Annotated in this window: 12 protein-coding genes; 1 reads left to right on the plus strand and 11 read right to left on the minus strand. The window is 69.7% G+C overall.

Going from position 1 to position 14972, the window contains the following annotated elements; genetic code table 11:
• Nucleotides 1-197 precede the first annotated feature (197 nt).
• Entirely contained in the window at nucleotides 198-2090 is a 1893-nt protein-coding gene (locus tag HWX39_RS31145) for a glycosyl transferase (RefSeq protein ID WP_175971466.1), read from the plus strand.
• Between the two features lie 182 nt (nucleotides 2091-2272).
• Here the strand turns inward: HWX39_RS31145 and HWX39_RS31150 are convergent, their stop codons facing one another.
• The 11 genes from HWX39_RS31150 to kdpB form a co-directional block, all read right to left on the minus strand.
• Nucleotides 2273-2890: a DUF924 family protein gene (locus tag HWX39_RS31150; RefSeq protein WP_175971467.1), complete on the minus strand. Its 618-nt coding sequence runs from the start codon at nucleotides 2888-2890 to the stop codon at nucleotides 2273-2275.
• Nucleotides 2887-3618 carry an alanyl-tRNA editing protein gene (locus tag HWX39_RS31155; RefSeq protein ID WP_175971468.1) on the minus strand — a complete coding sequence of 244 codons (732 nt, stop codon included), beginning with the start codon at nucleotides 3616-3618 and terminating at the stop codon, nucleotides 2887-2889. Before HWX39_RS31155 ends, HWX39_RS31150 begins: the two co-directional genes overlap by 4 nt.
• A gap of 105 nt (nucleotides 3619-3723) precedes the next feature.
• A complete protein-coding gene (locus HWX39_RS31160) occupies nucleotides 3724-4134 on the minus strand; it encodes a group II truncated hemoglobin (protein ID WP_175971469.1) in 411 nt (136 codons plus the stop codon).
• A 43-nt stretch (nucleotides 4135-4177) separates the two neighbouring features.
• Nucleotides 4178-6682 carry an FtsX-like permease family protein gene (locus tag HWX39_RS31165; RefSeq protein WP_244135127.1) on the minus strand — a complete coding sequence of 835 codons (2505 nt, stop codon included), beginning with the start codon at nucleotides 6680-6682 and terminating at the stop codon, nucleotides 4178-4180.
• 107 nt (nucleotides 6683-6789) lie between these two features.
• A complete protein-coding gene (locus tag HWX39_RS31170) occupies nucleotides 6790-7407 on the minus strand; it encodes a DUF4126 domain-containing protein (RefSeq protein ID WP_175971471.1) in 618 nt (205 codons plus the stop codon).
• Nucleotides 7408-7619: 212 nt separating this feature from the next.
• On the minus strand, nucleotides 7620-7940 hold the full coding sequence (gene sugE / locus HWX39_RS31175) for a quaternary ammonium compound efflux SMR transporter SugE (RefSeq protein ID WP_089425993.1): 321 nt from the start codon (nucleotides 7938-7940) through the stop codon (nucleotides 7620-7622).
• Between the two features lie 145 nt (nucleotides 7941-8085).
• Entirely contained in the window at nucleotides 8086-8370 is a 285-nt protein-coding gene (locus HWX39_RS31180) for a DUF333 domain-containing protein (RefSeq protein ID WP_175971472.1), read from the minus strand.
• Nucleotides 8371-8529: 159 nt separating this feature from the next.
• The gene (gene kdpE, locus HWX39_RS31185; RefSeq protein WP_175951114.1) at nucleotides 8530-9228 is read right to left on the minus strand and encodes a two-component system response regulator KdpE; all 699 of its coding nucleotides are present in this window, start codon (nucleotides 9226-9228) and stop codon (nucleotides 8530-8532) included.
• Nucleotides 9221-12064 (minus strand): sensor histidine kinase KdpD, encoded by a 2844-nt coding sequence (locus tag HWX39_RS31190; RefSeq protein WP_175971473.1) that lies wholly within the window; start codon nucleotides 12062-12064, stop codon nucleotides 9221-9223. The genes kdpE and HWX39_RS31190 overlap by 8 nt, the downstream gene beginning before the upstream one ends.
• Before the next feature lie 162 nt (nucleotides 12065-12226).
• On the minus strand, nucleotides 12227-12808 hold the full coding sequence (kdpC, locus tag HWX39_RS31195; protein ID WP_175971474.1) for a potassium-transporting ATPase subunit KdpC: 582 nt from the start codon (nucleotides 12806-12808) through the stop codon (nucleotides 12227-12229).
• A 25-nt stretch (nucleotides 12809-12833) separates the two neighbouring features.
• A complete protein-coding gene (gene kdpB / locus HWX39_RS31200; protein WP_175971475.1) occupies nucleotides 12834-14918 on the minus strand; it encodes a potassium-transporting ATPase subunit KdpB in 2085 nt (694 codons plus the stop codon).
• Nucleotides 14919-14972 lie beyond the last annotated feature (54 nt).

The raw sequence follows: 14972 nt of genomic DNA on the forward strand, positions 1-14972 counted from the left end.
CGAAACAATCCGTCGTCACGACACCACAAATCTCCACAATTCCGTGACACGAACGGTAAACCTCCGTAACAATTCCGTGGTTTACTGGCGGACATTCAGACAGATGTCATAAACACCTGTCCGCCACCCATTGATATGACCCTAATCGGTCCTGCCCATGTCGCCGGACCGGCTCGACTCGACCCGAGATTCCTTCCATGCCTGGAACCGCAGCGCCCAGCCGGCGACGCACGTCCGTGCCCGCCCCGGCCCAGCACACCCGCTCGACCGCCGACGCCGGCTTCACTGCGATGCTCGACGCCGCCGGCACGCCCGTCGCCGCCTCGACCGCCGCTGCCGGCACCACGCGCGAACGCTCGCTCCTGCTCGGCTGGCGCACGTGGCTGTTCGTTGCCGCGCTGATCTGCGCCTATACGCTGCCAGGCGTGCTCGGCCACGATCCGTGGAAGCAGGACGAAACCTACACGTTCGGCATCATCCAGCACATGCTCGAGACCGGCGACTTCGTGGTGCCGACCAATGCCGGCCTGCCGTTCATGGAAAAGCCGCCGCTTTACGCGTGGGTCGCGACCAGCCTCGCCTGGCTGCTGCAGCGCGTGATGCCGCTGCACGACGCGGCACGGCTCGCGAGCGCGTTGTTCGCCGCACTTGCGTTCGGCTTCATCGCGCGCGCGGCGCGCGTCGCCAGCCGCGCAGACTCCTGGTTCGATCTGCGCGTGATCGGTCCCGTCGTGCTGAGCGCGGGCACGCTCGTCGTCATCAAGCACGTGCACGACATGATGACCGACGTCGCGCTGTTCGCCGGCACGGCAATCGGCTTCTGCGGGTTGCTCGAACTCGTGATGCAGCACGTCGCCCGCGCGCAGCAGATGCGGCACGGGCTGCCGGTCCGGCCGCCGGGCCGCTGGCCCGCGCCGATCTTCGGCGCGGGCGTCGGCATCGCACTGATGACGAAGGGGCTGTTCGTGCCGCTCGTGTTTGCCGCCACGCTCCTCGGCGCGCTGGCGCTCTATCCGGCCTGCCGCACCCGCTCGTTCGCGCGCTCGCTCGGCATCGCCGCACTGGTGTTCGCGCCGTTCGCGCTCATCTGGCCGACCGCGCTGTTCCTGCGCTCCGAGACGCTGTTCATGACGTGGTTCTGGGATAACAACGTCGGCCGCTTCTTCGGGTTCTCCGTCCCTGAACTGGGCGCGGAAAACGACAAGCCGTTCTTCATCCTGCGCGCGTTCCTGCTCGTCGGTTTCCCGGTGGCGCCGCTCGCGATCGTCGCGCTCGCGCGCGGTGCGTGGCGCGACTGGCGCACGCCGCGCATCGCGCTGCCCGTGATGTTTGCGGGTATCGGGCTCGTCGTGCTGCAAGTGTCCGCAACGTCGCGCCAGCTCTACATCCTGCCATTCTTCGCCCCGCTTGCGCTGGTCGCTGCGCAGGCGATCGAACGCCTGCCGCGCCAACTGCATCTCGCGTGGGACTATCTGAGCCGCATCCTGTTCGGCACCGCCGCCGCGCTCGCATGGGCAATCTGGGCGGTGATGGCCGATCCGGCCTCGTCGCGCAAGGATCTCGCGCTGCTTGGCCGCTGGCTGCCGCTCGACTGGACGATGCCGATCGAACCCACGCTCGTGATCGCTGCACTTGCGCTGACGGTCGGCTGGCTGACGCTGCTGCCGAAGCTTCGCGCGACGGGCGTCTGGCGCGGTGCGCTGTCGTGGGGCGCCGGCGCACTCGTCGCATGGGGGCTCATTTACACGCTGCTGCTGCCGTGGCTCGACGTCGCGAAGAGCTACCGCTCGGTGTTCGACGACCTGAACGCGCACCTCGCGCTCGAATGGAATGACGGCGACTGCATGGCGAGCCTGCACGGGCTCGGTGAATCGGAAGCGCCGATGCTGTACTACTTCTCGGGCATCCAGCACACGCCGATCGCCGACGCGAAGACGACGCGCTGCACCTGGATGATCGTCCAGGGTGTGCGGGCCGTCGATCCGGCGCCCGGCAACGAATGGAAGCTGTTCTGGACGGGCGCACGCCCGGGCGACAACGAGGAACTGCTGCGCGTGTACGTACGCACGCCCGAACAGCGCTTCGAGTAATGCGGGGAGGCACGGCGTCGTGCTTGCCCTGATGCCAGGCGTGGAAGAACCGGCACCACCGCCTGAGCAACGAGCAGCCTCTTGGAAATGCGCACCGCCGCCCAGCGCCGCCGGCTAACACTGAGCCCGCGCGACTGCGCGGGCCTGCCCCCTCCCCCGCGTCACACCGCCGGCCCGGATCTTCAGAACGAGGAACCGGGCTCGCTAAGAAACGCCATCTCCTCGTCGCTCGACGCCCGACCGAGAATCGCGTTCCGGTGCGGAAAACGGCCGAAGCGCTCGACGACGGCCGCGTGCAGCACCGCGAAGCGGTGATAGCGCTCGCACCCTGCCTCGTCCCGGATGCCCGCGCACAGGCGCACGGCCTCGCGCTGGCTCTCGACCGTCTCGTCGTGCTCGAACGGCAGATACGCAAACGCGCGGTGATGCCCGCTCGGCAACTGCGCGTCCCAGCCGGCCGCAACGACGCGGCGCGCGAGCGCGAGTGCCTTCGGATCGGCTGCAAACGCGCGCGGGGTGCCGCGATGGATGTTGCGCGAGAACTGATCGAGCACGACGATCAACGCAAGCGCACCCGACGGCGAGCCTGCCCAGTGATCGCACGCGCCGTCGCACGCGGCGTCGAGCAATGCGCCGTAGCGCGTGCGCAGCACGTCGTCGAACGCCGCGCCGCCGTTGAACCAGACCTTGCGGTTCTGCCCGAATTCGGCCGAGCCCGGCTCACCGAACCAGAAATCCAGAATCTCCCGCGCGTGCGGATCGAGCGCCGCCGCGCCCGTCACCCCGGTGTCGATCGTCATGCAAACTCCAGCACGAGGCGCCGCGTGCGCGCACTCTTCTTTTCAAGTTTCGCGACGCGCAGCTCGCCGATTTCGGACGTGTTGCGCACATGCGTGCCACCGCACGGCTGCAGGTCGACCTGCTCGATGCGCAGCAGCCGCACACGGCCGAGGCCCATCGGCGGCTTCACGCTCATCGTGCGCACGAGGTCCGGCCGTGCGGCCATCTCGTCGTCGGTGATCCATTCGGTCGTGACCGGGTGTGCGCCGGCCACCAGGTCGGCGAGGCGCCGCTCGACGTCATCGCGATCGATCGGCTCGGAAGTCGCGAAATCGAGCCGCACGTAGTCGGCCGTCACGCTGCAGCCGTCGACCGCGTACGGCAGCACCGCGCACATCAGGTGTGCCGCCGTATGCAGCCGCATGTGGCGGTAGCGGCGCAGCCAGTCGATCTCCGCGACCACGCGCGTGCCCGGCACGAGCGCCGCGACACTCGCCTCCTGCCCCGGTACGGGCACGTGCACGGCGTCGTCGGGCGTCGCGCCGTCGAACCTGGCCTTGCGCGTATCGGCAATCGCGATCGGGCTGCCGTCGGGCAACGTCAGCGTGCCGGTGTCGCCGGCCTGGCCGCCGCCAAGCGGATAGAACACCGTGCGGTCGAGCCGGATGCCGTCGTCGCCGACGGCCAGGACGACCGCGTCGCATTGAGTGAGGTACGCGTCGTCGCGAAACAGCGCTGTTGTCGTCATCGGGCGAGCCTCGTATCGATTGGGGGAAGCAGCCAGTGTCGCGCCGCTCGGCGCACGCGCCCAGACGCAGATTGTCCCGCGCGCGGGCGGCGGCGTACCGGTCGATCAACCGGGCCGGTTGCGCATCCAGTCGGCCGTGTCGTAGAACGAATGCATGAGCCGCTCGCGCAGCGGCTCGGGCAGCCCGATGTCGTCCATCGCCCACGCCATGCAGCGCAGCCACTGGTCGCGCTCGACCGACGCGATCGGGAACGGCAGGTGCCGCGCGCGCAGCCGCGGATGGCCGAACCGGCTGATGTAGTGGTCCGGGCCGCCGAGCCACCCGCACAGGAACCAGAACAGCTTGTCGCGCGAGCCGTCGAGCGATACCGGGTGCAGCGCGCGAATCTGCGCGAACTCGGGCTCGAGGTCCATCAGGTCGTAAAAGCGGTCCACCATTTCGCGCACGCGGGCTTCACCGCCCACGAGCTCGAACGCCGTCGGCTGCGACGGCGCATCGTCATTCACATCGGTCATACGGATAGTCGGAAAACAGGGGCTTCGGGGCCGCCGGCGACGCTCATGCGTCGCGCAGGGACTGCAGCGCGGGGCGCCGCAACACATTATGCAGGCTCAGCCAGCCGGCCGCACCGGCGCACGCGACGCCGGCCACGATGCCGGCCGGCACGAGCCACGGATCGACGGCGAGCTGGAAGTCGAACACGCGCGACGCAAGCACCCAGCCGACCGCGATCGCACCCGCCGATGCCAGCGCACCGGCCAGCGCGCCGACCACGACGAACTCCGCGCGCTGCACCGCGTTGACCTGCGCCCGTGACGCGCCGAGCGCGCGCAGCAGCGCGGCTTCGCGCACCCGCTCGTCGCGCGTGCCGGCAAGCGCCGTGTACAGCACGAGCACGCCGGCCGCAAGCGTGAACGCGAACAGGAACTGCACCGCGCCGACCACCTGCAGCATCATCCGCTGCAACTGCGCGAGAATCGGCGCGACGTCGATCGCGGTCAGGTTCGGGTAGCGCGCGATCAGCGGATCGAGCAGCGCGGCGTCCGATGCCGGCAAATGGAAGCTCGTCAGGTACACGGCCGGGAAATCCTTCAGCACCGGCGGCGGCATCAGCACGAAGAAATTGACGCGGAACGAACCCCAGTCGAGCTTGCGCACACTCGTGATCGGCGCGTCGACCGTCAGCCCCGTCACGTCGAAACGCAGCACGTCGCCCGGCTTCACGTTCAGCGTCTTCGCGAGGCCCGCCTCGATCGACTTCTGCGGCGTGGCCGCGGTGCCGAACCAGCCGCCTTCGACGATCCGGTTGTCGGACGGCAGCTCGGTCGTATAAGACAGGTTGAACTCGCGGTCGACGAGCCGGCGCGCCTCCTCGGACGGGTACGCGTCCGGGTTCACCGGCTTGCCGTTGATCGCGACGAGCCGGCCGCGCACCATCGGCGCGGGCACCGCGTCGCGCACACCGTGCGCGCTCAGGTAGGCCGCGACGTCAGCGCGCTGGTCCGGCTGGATGTCGATCAGGAATTGATTCGGCGCATCGGGCGGTGTCGACTGCCGCCAGCCCGCGACGAGGTCGTTGCGCGTGATCGCGATCAGCAGCAGGCACATCAGGCCAAGCGCGAGCGCGGTGATCTGCAGCGCGCTGGCCGTGCCGCGCCGGTGCAGCGACGCGAGTGCGTAGCGCCAGCCGATGCCCGCGGCCACGCGTGCATTGCGCACCACGCGCGCGGCGGCGAACAGCACGAGCCGCGCGATCAGCGCGAAACCGACCAGCGCGCCGGCGAAACCGCCCGTGACGATCAGCCCGAGTTTCAGGTTGCCGGCGGCCACGATCAGCAGCCCCGCGAACAGCACGACACCGATCGCGTACGCGGCCCATGCCGTGCGCGACGCGTCGCCCCACTCGCGCCGCAGCACGCGCACCGGCGGCACGCGCGTGAGCGGCACGAGCGGCGGCAGCGCGAAGCCGAGCAGCAGCACGAGCGCGACGCCCACGCCGATCAGCGCCGGCCACGGCGTGGGCGGCGGCAGCACCACGTCGATCAGGCCGCCGAGCGCGGCCAGCAACGCCCAGTGGCCGCCGTAGCCGAGCACCGCGCCTGCGGCGCCGGACACGATCCCGATGCCGGCGAATTCGAGTGCGAACAGCGCGCCGAGCGTGCGGCGGCTCACGCCGAGGCAGCGCATCGTCGCGCAGCCGTCGAGATGGCGCCGCATGTAGCGCTGCGCGGCCATCGCGATCGCGACCGCCGCGAGCAGCGCGGTGAGCAGTGCGACGAGCGTCAGGAAGTGGCGCGCACGATCCAGCGTCTGCCGCACCTGCGGCTGGCCCTCCTGCAACGACTCCAGACCGACGCCGCGCAGTTTCCCGCCGTCGACACGTGCGTGCGCATACGCTTCGAAGCGCGCGACGGCCTGCTGGTCGCCGGCAACCAGCAGCCGGTACGTGACACGGCTGCCATAGCCCGTGAGCCCCGTCGCGGCCAGCTCGTCCGCGCGCATCATCAGTCGCGGCGAAAAATTGACGAAGGAAAAACCGCGATCGAGTTCGCGGGAGATCGAGGCGGCGACCTTGAACACGCGCAGCCCGAGGCGCACCGTGTCCCCCGCTTTCAGGTGCAGCGCATCGAGCAGTGCCGGATCGGCCCACACGGTGCCGGGCGCGGGAATCCCGGCGGCCTTCTGCGCGACGGCAGCGCCGGCCGGCAGGATCTCGACCGCGCCGCGCAACGGATAGCCGGGGGACACGGCCTTCACGGCCGCGAGGCGCGAGGGCGCAGCGTCGGCCGCCTGCCCGCCGGTGGCGGACGCGATCATGCTCGGGAAGATTGCGGTCGTCGCGGTACGCAGGCCGAGCGCGCGGGCCTGCCCGTCGAACGACGGATCGACGGGGCGATCGGCCCGCACGACGAAATCGGCGCCCAGCATCTGGCGCGCGTCGCGCTCGAGCCCCTGGCGCAGCCGGTCGGCGAGGAAGCCGACGCTCGTCAGCGCCGCGACCGCGAGCACCAATGCAAGGACGAGCAGCGTCAACTCGCCCGCGCGCCAGTCGCGCGCGGTCATCCGTGCGGCCTGGCGGACCAGGTCGCGCAGGCCGAAGCGGCCGGCAGGCGCGCTCACCTCATGACCGGGTTGCCCGGCCGGCGGCTGCGCCGCGTGTCGCCGCTCCTTCAATCGCGCTTCCCCCCGATCGAGTTCAGCCGCGACACCATGTGGTTCGCCATGCCGCGAAAGCCGCCCGAGACGCCGCGCCACAGGCGCGGGAGCGCCCACGCGGAGGCCGCGATGAAGGCGGCAAGCAGCACGAGGAACGCGAGCGGAACGAAGAACGCGAGCACGAGCCCGCCGACCACGAGGCCGTCCTCGGTCGACGAGGCGATCCAGTTCGAAATCGGTTCGGGCGACAGGTTGATCATCGCCCGCGTGCCGGCCTTCGCCACATGCGCGGCACCGGCGAGCGAGCCGCCCGCGAGCCCCGCGACCGCGAGCACGGTCGGATCCGCATGGCCGAGCGCGCCGGCTGCGAGCACGGCGCCGGCCGGAATGCGGATGAAGGTGTGCACGGCATCCCACAGCGAGTCGAACGCGGGGATCTTGTCGGCAAGGAATTCAGTGACGGTGAGCACGGCTGCGGCGCCGATGACCCACGGCGACGTCAGGACGGCCAGCGTGTCGGGCAGGTGGAGCCAGCCGAACCGCGCCAGCACGCCGGCGATCAGCACCGTCAGGTACAGGCGCAGGCCGCTCGCCCACGCGAGCCCCGCGCCGAGCGAAATGGCTTCGATCATGGCCCTCTCCTTGCACTTTCCGTGCGCTTTGCCGATTGATCGGATCGAGGCGGACAGACCAGCCGCGCGGCGCGTGGCGACCGGCACCGCGTGCCGCGAAAAGCACGACGGTATTCAGGCCCGAATGCGTTCCATTATAGACAGGCTGGACGGGCGGCACCGCGCAATTCCGCAGTGCGGCACCCCGGCACGGGGGCGCCGGGGTGCCTTCGTCAGGCAGCCGACGACAGCTTGAGGCCGATCAGCCCCGCGACGATCAGCACAGCGCTCGCGACGCGCGCGACGGTCAGCGCCTCGCCCATCATCACGATGCCGAACACGAACGCACCGACCGCGCCGATGCCCGTCCACACCGCGTACGCGGTGCCGAGCGGCAACTGGCGCATCGCGACCGCGAGCAGCCCGAAGCTGGCCAGCGCCGTCACGATCGTAAACACCGACGGACCGAGCTTCGTAAAACCGTCCGACGATTTCATGCCGGCCGCCCAGGCCACTTCCAGCAAACCGGCAATGAACAACAACACCCACGCCATCTCGACGTACTCCTTATCGGATGGGGCCGTCCCCGTTGAAACGAATGACCCGGGGTCGTCCCCGGGCGGCGCCGAGTATAACAAGATGCTTACGGACGCGGCGCGTGGCCGGGGGCCGATCGGGGGCGCGACCGGCCGGGCCCGGTCAGTTCGATACGCGCTTCGGCGCGGCGCCGCCGACGCAGCGGTCATCGCGGTACAGCGCCCACTCCTCGCACACGCGACCATCCGTGAACACGCACATGCCGACCTGCCCGCTCGACAGGTTGCGGATCGTGTGGCGACCGCCGAGCTTGGCGCAATTGACCGACGCGGGATTGGCCATCGCCTGCTGGGACGACGACGGTTGCTGCCCGGGCGGCAGCGGTTGGGCGAACGCGCCAGACGCAGTCAGCGCCAGCGCACAGATGACGACCAGACGGACGGACATTGCACGCTCCTCGTTTTCGTTCGCGGAACGGTCAGGATAACGGGGAATGAGCGCAGGGTGTACAACGCGCGCGTCGGCCGCGAGACTGTCGCGCCGGCGCAACCGTGCGGGCGCGCGACGTCACGCGCACGTGCGCCGCCGCGGCCCCGGCCGGGCCCGTCATGCGGCGCCGACGAGCCGGTAGCCGACGCCCGTCTCGGTCACGATGTACTCGGGCTGCGCCGGGTCGCGTTCGAGCTTCTGGCGCAGGTGCGCCATGTAAATCCGCAGATAGTGGTGGCTTTCGACGTGCGACGGCCCCCACACGTCGCGCAGCAGCTGGCGGTGCGTGAGCACGCGCCCCGCGTGCCGCACGAGCGTCGCGAGCAACCGGTACTCGAGCGGCGTCAGGTGCACGATCTCGTTGTCGCGCCACACCTGGCGCAGCGCGAGATCGACGCTCACGGTACCGAAGCTCACCTTCGGCGATTCGTTCGCACCGCCCTGGTTGCGCCGGCGCAGTTGCGCGCGGATCCGCGCACGCAGTTCGGACACGCCGAACGGCTTGGTCAGGTAATCGTCGGCGCCGGCGTCGAGCGCCGCGACCTTCTCTTCTTCCTGCGTGCGCGCGGACAGCACGATCACCGGCACCTCGGACCAGCCGCGCAATTCCCGGATCACGTCGAGGCCGTCGGTATCGGGCAGGCCGAGGTCGACGATCACGAGATCGGGCTTGCGCGTCGCCGCGTCGATCAGCCCCTGCTTGCCCGTCTCGGCCTCGAACACCGCGATGTCCTCCTCCTCGAGCGCGGCGCGCACGAAACGGCGGATCTGCTTTTCGTCCTCGATCAGGACGACGGTCAGGCTGGGTTCACTCATGGTCTGGCAATGATTCGGATGGGGACGACGCACCCGGCACATCGGGTTCGTCGTCGGGTACGGCAGGCGCGGCCGGCGGCGTCTCGACCGGCAACGTGAACCAGAAGCGCGCGCCCGTCACGTGGCCGTCGGGCGCGGTGCGGTTGAGCGCGCCGATTTTACCGCCGTGCGCCTCGACGATCGCGCGGCAGATCGCGAGGCCGAGGCCGATGCCCGGCGTCGCCGATTCCTTCTCGCCGCGCGTGAACTTGTCGAAGATCCGCGTTTCCATCCCGGCCGGCAGGCCGGGGCCGTAGTCGTCGACGAGCACGCGCACGAACGGCAGCCCGTCTTCGGTCACGCGCTCGGCGCCGATGTCGAGCGGCGTGTCGGGCGGCGTGTACTTCGCCGCGTTCTCGAACAGGTTGGTGAACAGGCGCTCCATCAGCACCGCGTCCATCTGCAGCAGCGGCAGGTCAGGCGGCAGCACGACGCGCGCGGAGTGACGCGCAAGCACGCGCTTGCATGCGGCGAGCGCGGCGCCGACGGTTTCCTCGAGCAGCGACCACTGGCGCTTCAACTGCAGGCTGCCGGCCTGCAGCCGCGCCATGTCGAGCAGGTTCGTGACGATGCCCGTCATCCGCAGCGCCTCGTCGTGGATCGCGTCGACGAGTTCGCCCTCGCGCTGCGCGAAGCGCTCGGCCGCCGCGGCGTCGCCGCCCTGCGCGGCCGCGCGCCCGTTCGCAAGCATCGACGAGAAGCCGACGATCGTCGTGAGCGGCGTGCGCAGGTCGTGCGAGATCGCCGACAGCAGCGAGTTGCGCAGCCGCTCGGATTCCATGCTCACCAGCGCGTCGCGCGCGATCTCCACGTAGTGCACGCGTTCGAGCGCGAGCGCGATCTGCGCGGCGAATGCGTCGAGCATCCGCTGCTGCTCCGGCACCTCGAGCTCGCGCGGCTCGCGCGACGCAACCGCCAGCACCCCGCGCGTGCGCATCGGCGCCTTCAGCGGCAAGTACAGCGCGACCGTCGCAGGCAACGTATCGGTGCCGCGGCCGGCCGGCTTCTGCTGGTCGTACACCCACTGGCCGACGTCGCTGTCGAGATCGGCACCCGTCAGCGTGACGGCCGCATCGGGCTCCTCGATCTTCTGCCGCACCTTGTCCGCGCTGTCGGGCAGCAGGAACGCGACGCGCGCACGGAACACCTCGCCCACGTGGCGGCTGCCGATCTCGACGATCTGCTCGGTCGTCAGCGCCGCGCCCAGTTCGCGCGCCATCGCATAGATCGCGCCGGTGCGGCGCTCGCGGCGCTGCGCGACGCTCGCCTGGCGCGTCAGCGTCGAGGTCAGGTGGCTGATCACGAGCGACGTCAGCAGCATCCCGAAGAAGGTCAGCAGGTATTGCGTGTCGCTGACCGAGAACGACATGCGCGGCGGCACGAAGAAATAGTCGAACGCGGCCACCGACAGGAACGACTGCAGTACGCCCGGGCCGCGCCCGAGCCGCACGGCCGAGAACACGACGCCGAGCAGGTACAGCATCACGAGGTTCGTGAGGTCGAGCCGCTCGGAGACGAGGCTCGCGACGACCGTGATCGCCGCGCAGATCGCGGCCGCATACACGTAATGCCGCGGCGGCGAACGATGCGTGCCGAACTGCGCGAACGCATCGCGCCAGTCGCGCGCACGCGCGTCGAGCGGTGCGGCGCGCGCCTCGTCGCTCGCGGACGCACGGATCAGCATCAGGTCGACGTCGCCCGCGCGTTCGGCGAGCTTCTCGCCGAACGGCCGCACGAAGCGACGCATGAGTCCGACCTTCGGCGAGCCGCCCGCGACGATCTTCGACACGTTGCGCACCTTCGCATAGCCGATCAGCGCGGCAACCGCGTCGGCGCCGGCGAGCGTGGCCGTCTCCGCACCGAGCTCGGCCGCGAGCTTCAGCGCGTCGAGCGTGCGTTGCCGCCGCGCATCGGGCAGCCGCTGCAGGCGCGGCGTCTCCACATAGACTGCGATCCAGTCGGCCTTCAGGCTCGCCGCGAGCCGCGCGGCCGCCCGCACGAGCGTCGGCGCCTCGGGGCCCGGCCCGACGCACACGAGCAGCCGCTCGCGCGCCTGCCAGATGCGCTGGATCGAACGGTCGGCGCGGTATTCGCGCATCTGCGCGTCGACCCGGTCGGCCGTACGCCGCAGCGCCAGTTCGCGCAGCGCGATCAGGTTGCCCTTGCGGAAGAAGTTGCGCACCGCGCGCTCGGCCTGCTGCGCGAGATAGACCTTGCCGTCGCGCATCCGCTCGAGCAGTTCCTCGGCCGGCAGGTCGACGAGCGTGACTTCGTCGGCCGCGTCGAACACGCGGTCGGGCACCGTCTCCCACACGCGGATGCCGGTGATCGCGCCGACCACGTCGTTCAGGCTTTCCAGGTGCTGGACGTTGACGGTCGTGTAGACGTCGATGCCCGCGTCGAGCAACTCGTACACATCCTGCCAGCGCTTCAGGTGCCGAGCGCCCTGCACGTTCGAGTGTGCGAGTTCGTCGACGAGGATCAGTTGCGGCTGGCGCGCGAGCGCGCCGTCGAGATCGAATTCGGTGAGCGTGCGGCCGCGATAGTCAATGCGCGCGAGCGGCAGCACGTCGAAGCCGTCGAGCAGCGCGGCGGTTTCGCTGCGGCCGTGGGTCTCGACGATGCCGACGACGACGTCGACGCCTTCCTGCAGGCGCTGGCGCGCGGCCTGCAGCATCGCGTAGGTCTTGCCGACACCGGCCGATGCGCCGAAGAAGATCTTGAGCTGGCCGCGCCGCTGCTTTTCTTCGTCACGCTGCAGCTTGTCGAGGAGTTGGTCTGGATCGGGACGATTCATGCGTCAGAATGGCGGAGCGCCCGGATGCGCGCGAGTACCAGCATTGTTGTTCCAAATCGCCGCAAAAGGCAAAGACGGCGCATGCGCCGTCGGGAAAAGGCGCGTCCGGCGCGAATCGGGCCGCGCCGGACGCCGCTTGCCGCCGCAAGCCCGCACGCGCAGTCAGTGCGCGGCCTGGGCCGCGTCGAGCGCGAGGTTCAGCTTCAGCACGTTCACGCGCGGTTCGCCGAGCACGCCCAGCTGGCGGCCGGTCGTGTTCGCGGCGACGAGCTGCGCGACCGCGTCGGGCGCCAGGTTGCGCGCCTTCGCGACACGCTCGACCTGGTACGCGGCGGCGGCCGGCGTGATCTCCGGATCGAGGCCGCTCGCCGACGCCGTCACGAGGTCGACCGGCACCGGCTTCGACATGTCGGTGCCCGCGTCGCGCAGCGCGGCGATGCGCCCCTTCACCTGGTCGGCGAGCGACGGGTTCAGCGGGCCGAGGTTCGAGCCGCCGGAGCCGGTCGCGTTGTACGGCATCGGCGCGGTAGCCGACAGCCGGCCCCAGAAGTACTTAGGCGCATCGAACTGCTGGCCGATCAGCGCGGAGCCGACTGCCTTGCCGTCCTTCTCGATCAGGCTGCCGTTCGCCTGCGACGGGAACACGGCCTGGCCGAACACGGTCATCACGGCCGGGTACGCGAGCCCCGTCACCGCGGTCAGCACGACAAAGATCACGACGAGCGGACGAATCAACGTTTTCATGATGTTTCCTTCAAATATGACCGGCTCAGGCCCAGCCGAGCGCCGCGAGCGTCATGTCGATCAGCTTGATGAACGGGAACGGCAGCAGCACGCCGCCGAGGCCGTACACCAGCAGGTTGCGGCGCAGGAGCGATGCCGCGCCGAGCGGGCGGTACGTCACGCCCTTCAGCGCCAGCGGGATCAGCGCGACGATGATCAGCGCGTTGAAGATCACCGCCGACAGGATCGCCGACGCCGGCGACGTCAGGTGCATGATGTCGAGCACGCGCAGTTGCGGATAGGTGGTCACGAACGCGGCCGGGATGATCGCGAAATACTTCGCGATGTCGTTCGCGATCGAGAACGTCGTCAGCGAGCCGCGCGTCATCAGCATCTGCTTGCCGATCTCGACGATCTCGATCAGCTTCGTCGGGTTCGAATCGAGGTCGACCATGTTGCCGGCTTCCTTCGCCGCCTGCGTCCCGGTGTTCATCGCGACCGCCACGTCGGCCTGCGCGAGCGCCGGCGCGTCGTTGGTGCCGTCGCCCGTCATCGCGACGAGGCGCCCCGCCGCCTGGTGCTCGCGGATCGTCGCGAGCTTGGTTTCCGGCGTCGCTTCCGCGAGGAAATCGTCGACCCCCGCTTCCGCGGCGATCGCCGCCGCCGTCAGCCGGTTGTCGCCCGTCACCATCACGGTCTTGATGCCCATCTTGCGCAGTTCCGCGAAGCGCTCCTTGATCCCGCCCTTCACGATGTCCTTCAGCTCGATCACGCCGAGCACGCGCGCCGCACCCTCTTGCAGGTCGGCGACGACAAGCGGCGTGCTGCCGCGGCGCGCGACTTCGTCGACCGCGCGGCGCACTTCTTCCGGGAAGCGGCTGCCGTGTGTCTCGACGTAGTTGCGGATCGCATCGGCCGCACCCTTGCGGATCTCGCGGCCGGGCAAATCGACGCCGCTCATCCGCGTCTGCGCGGAGAAGCCGATGAACGTCGCATGCAGTTGCCCCATGTCGCGCTGGCGAATGTTGAAGCGCTCCTTCGCGAGCACGACGATGCTGCGGCCTTCCGGCGTTTCGTCGGCGAGCGACGACAGCTGCGCGGCATCGGCCAGCGCTTCCTCGGTCACGCCCGGCGCCGGCACGAACGTCGATGCCTGGCGGTTGCCGAGCGTGATCGTGCCGGTCTTGTCGAGCAGCAGCACGTCGACGTCGCCGGCCGCTTCGACCGCCCGGCCCGACGTCGCGATCACGTTCGCCTGCATCATCCGGCTCATCCCGGCCACGCCGATCGCGGACAGGAGGCCGCCGATCGTCGTCGGGATCAGGCACACGAGCAGCGCGACGAGCGCGGTGATCGTCACCACGTGGCCGGCCTTCATCGCTTCGACCGAGAACATCGAGAACGGCAGCAGCGTCGCGGTCGCGAGCAGCATCACGATCGTCAACGCGACGAGCAGGATCGTCAGCGCGATTTCGTTCGGCGTCTTCTTGCGCTTCGCGCCTTCGACCATCGCGATCATCCGGTCGAGGAACGCCTCGCCCGGGTTCGCGGTGACCTTGACGACGATCCAGTCGGACAGCACGCGCGTGCCGCCCGTCACCGACGAGAAATCGCCGCCCGATTCGCGGATCACCGGCGCGGATTCGCCGGTAATCGCCGATTCGTCGACCGATGCGACGCCGTCGACCACCTCGCCGTCGGCCGGAATCACGTCGCCGGCCTCGACCAGCACGACGTCGCCGCGGCGCAGCTCGGTCGCGGTCGTAATGCGGATCGGCGACTTCGGATGCGGCTCGTTGAGCTTCTTCGCCATCACGTCTTTCTTGGCGCTGCGCAGCGACGCGGCCTGCGCCTTCGAGCGCCCTTCCGCGAGCGCCTCGGCGAAGTTCGCGAACAGCACGGTGAACCACAGCCACAGCGCGATCGCGAGGATGAAGCCCGCAGGCGCCTCGGCCTGGCCGGCGAGCGCCGCGATCCACAAAATCGTGGTCAGGATGCTGCCGACGTACACGCAGAACATCACCGGGTTGCGGAACTGCGTGCGCGGCGTGAGTTTCTTGAACGAGTCCACGATCGCCGGGCGCAGCAGCGCCGGATCGAACATGGACCGTGTTGCGGAATGTTGAGTCATTGCGATCTCTTCAATCTCTTCAGTCTTTTCAATGTGTCGCCATGCGGGCGCGCA

Origin of the sequence: Burkholderia sp. BCC0322, assembly GCF_902833045.1 — a bacterium.
Taxonomy (GTDB): domain Bacteria; phylum Pseudomonadota; class Gammaproteobacteria; order Burkholderiales; family Burkholderiaceae; genus Burkholderia.

Coding starts and splice junctions, on each gene's coding strand:
- kdpC (WP_175971474.1), bottom strand. CDS start 12,808: ATGAAAACGTTGATTCGTCCGCTCGTCGTGATCTTTGTCGTGCTGACC.
- kdpE (WP_175951114.1), bottom strand. CDS start 9,228: ATGAGTGAACCCAGCCTGACCGTCGTCCTGATCGAGGACGAAAAGCAG.
- sugE (WP_089425993.1), bottom strand. CDS start 7,940: ATGGCGTGGGTGTTGTTGTTCATTGCCGGTTTGCTGGAAGTGGCCTGG.
- HWX39_RS31155 (WP_175971468.1), bottom strand. CDS start 3,618: ATGACGACAACAGCGCTGTTTCGCGACGACGCGTACCTCACTCAATGC.
- HWX39_RS31170 (WP_175971471.1), bottom strand. CDS start 7,407: ATGATCGAAGCCATTTCGCTCGGCGCGGGGCTCGCGTGGGCGAGCGGC.
- HWX39_RS31165 (WP_244135127.1), bottom strand. CDS start 6,682: ATGACCGCGCGCGACTGGCGCGCGGGCGAGTTGACGCTGCTCGTCCTT.
- HWX39_RS31190 (WP_175971473.1), bottom strand. CDS start 12,064: ATGAATCGTCCCGATCCAGACCAACTCCTCGACAAGCTGCAGCGTGAC.
- HWX39_RS31145 (WP_175971466.1), top strand. CDS start 198: ATGCCTGGAACCGCAGCGCCCAGCCGGCGACGCACGTCCGTGCCCGCC.
- HWX39_RS31180 (WP_175971472.1), bottom strand. CDS start 8,370: ATGTCCGTCCGTCTGGTCGTCATCTGTGCGCTGGCGCTGACTGCGTCT.
- HWX39_RS31160 (WP_175971469.1), bottom strand. CDS start 4,134: ATGACCGATGTGAATGACGATGCGCCGTCGCAGCCGACGGCGTTCGAG.
- kdpB (WP_175971475.1), bottom strand. CDS start 14,918: ATGACTCAACATTCCGCAACACGGTCCATGTTCGATCCGGCGCTGCTG.
- HWX39_RS31150 (WP_175971467.1), bottom strand. CDS start 2,890: ATGACGATCGACACCGGGGTGACGGGCGCGGCGGCGCTCGATCCGCAC.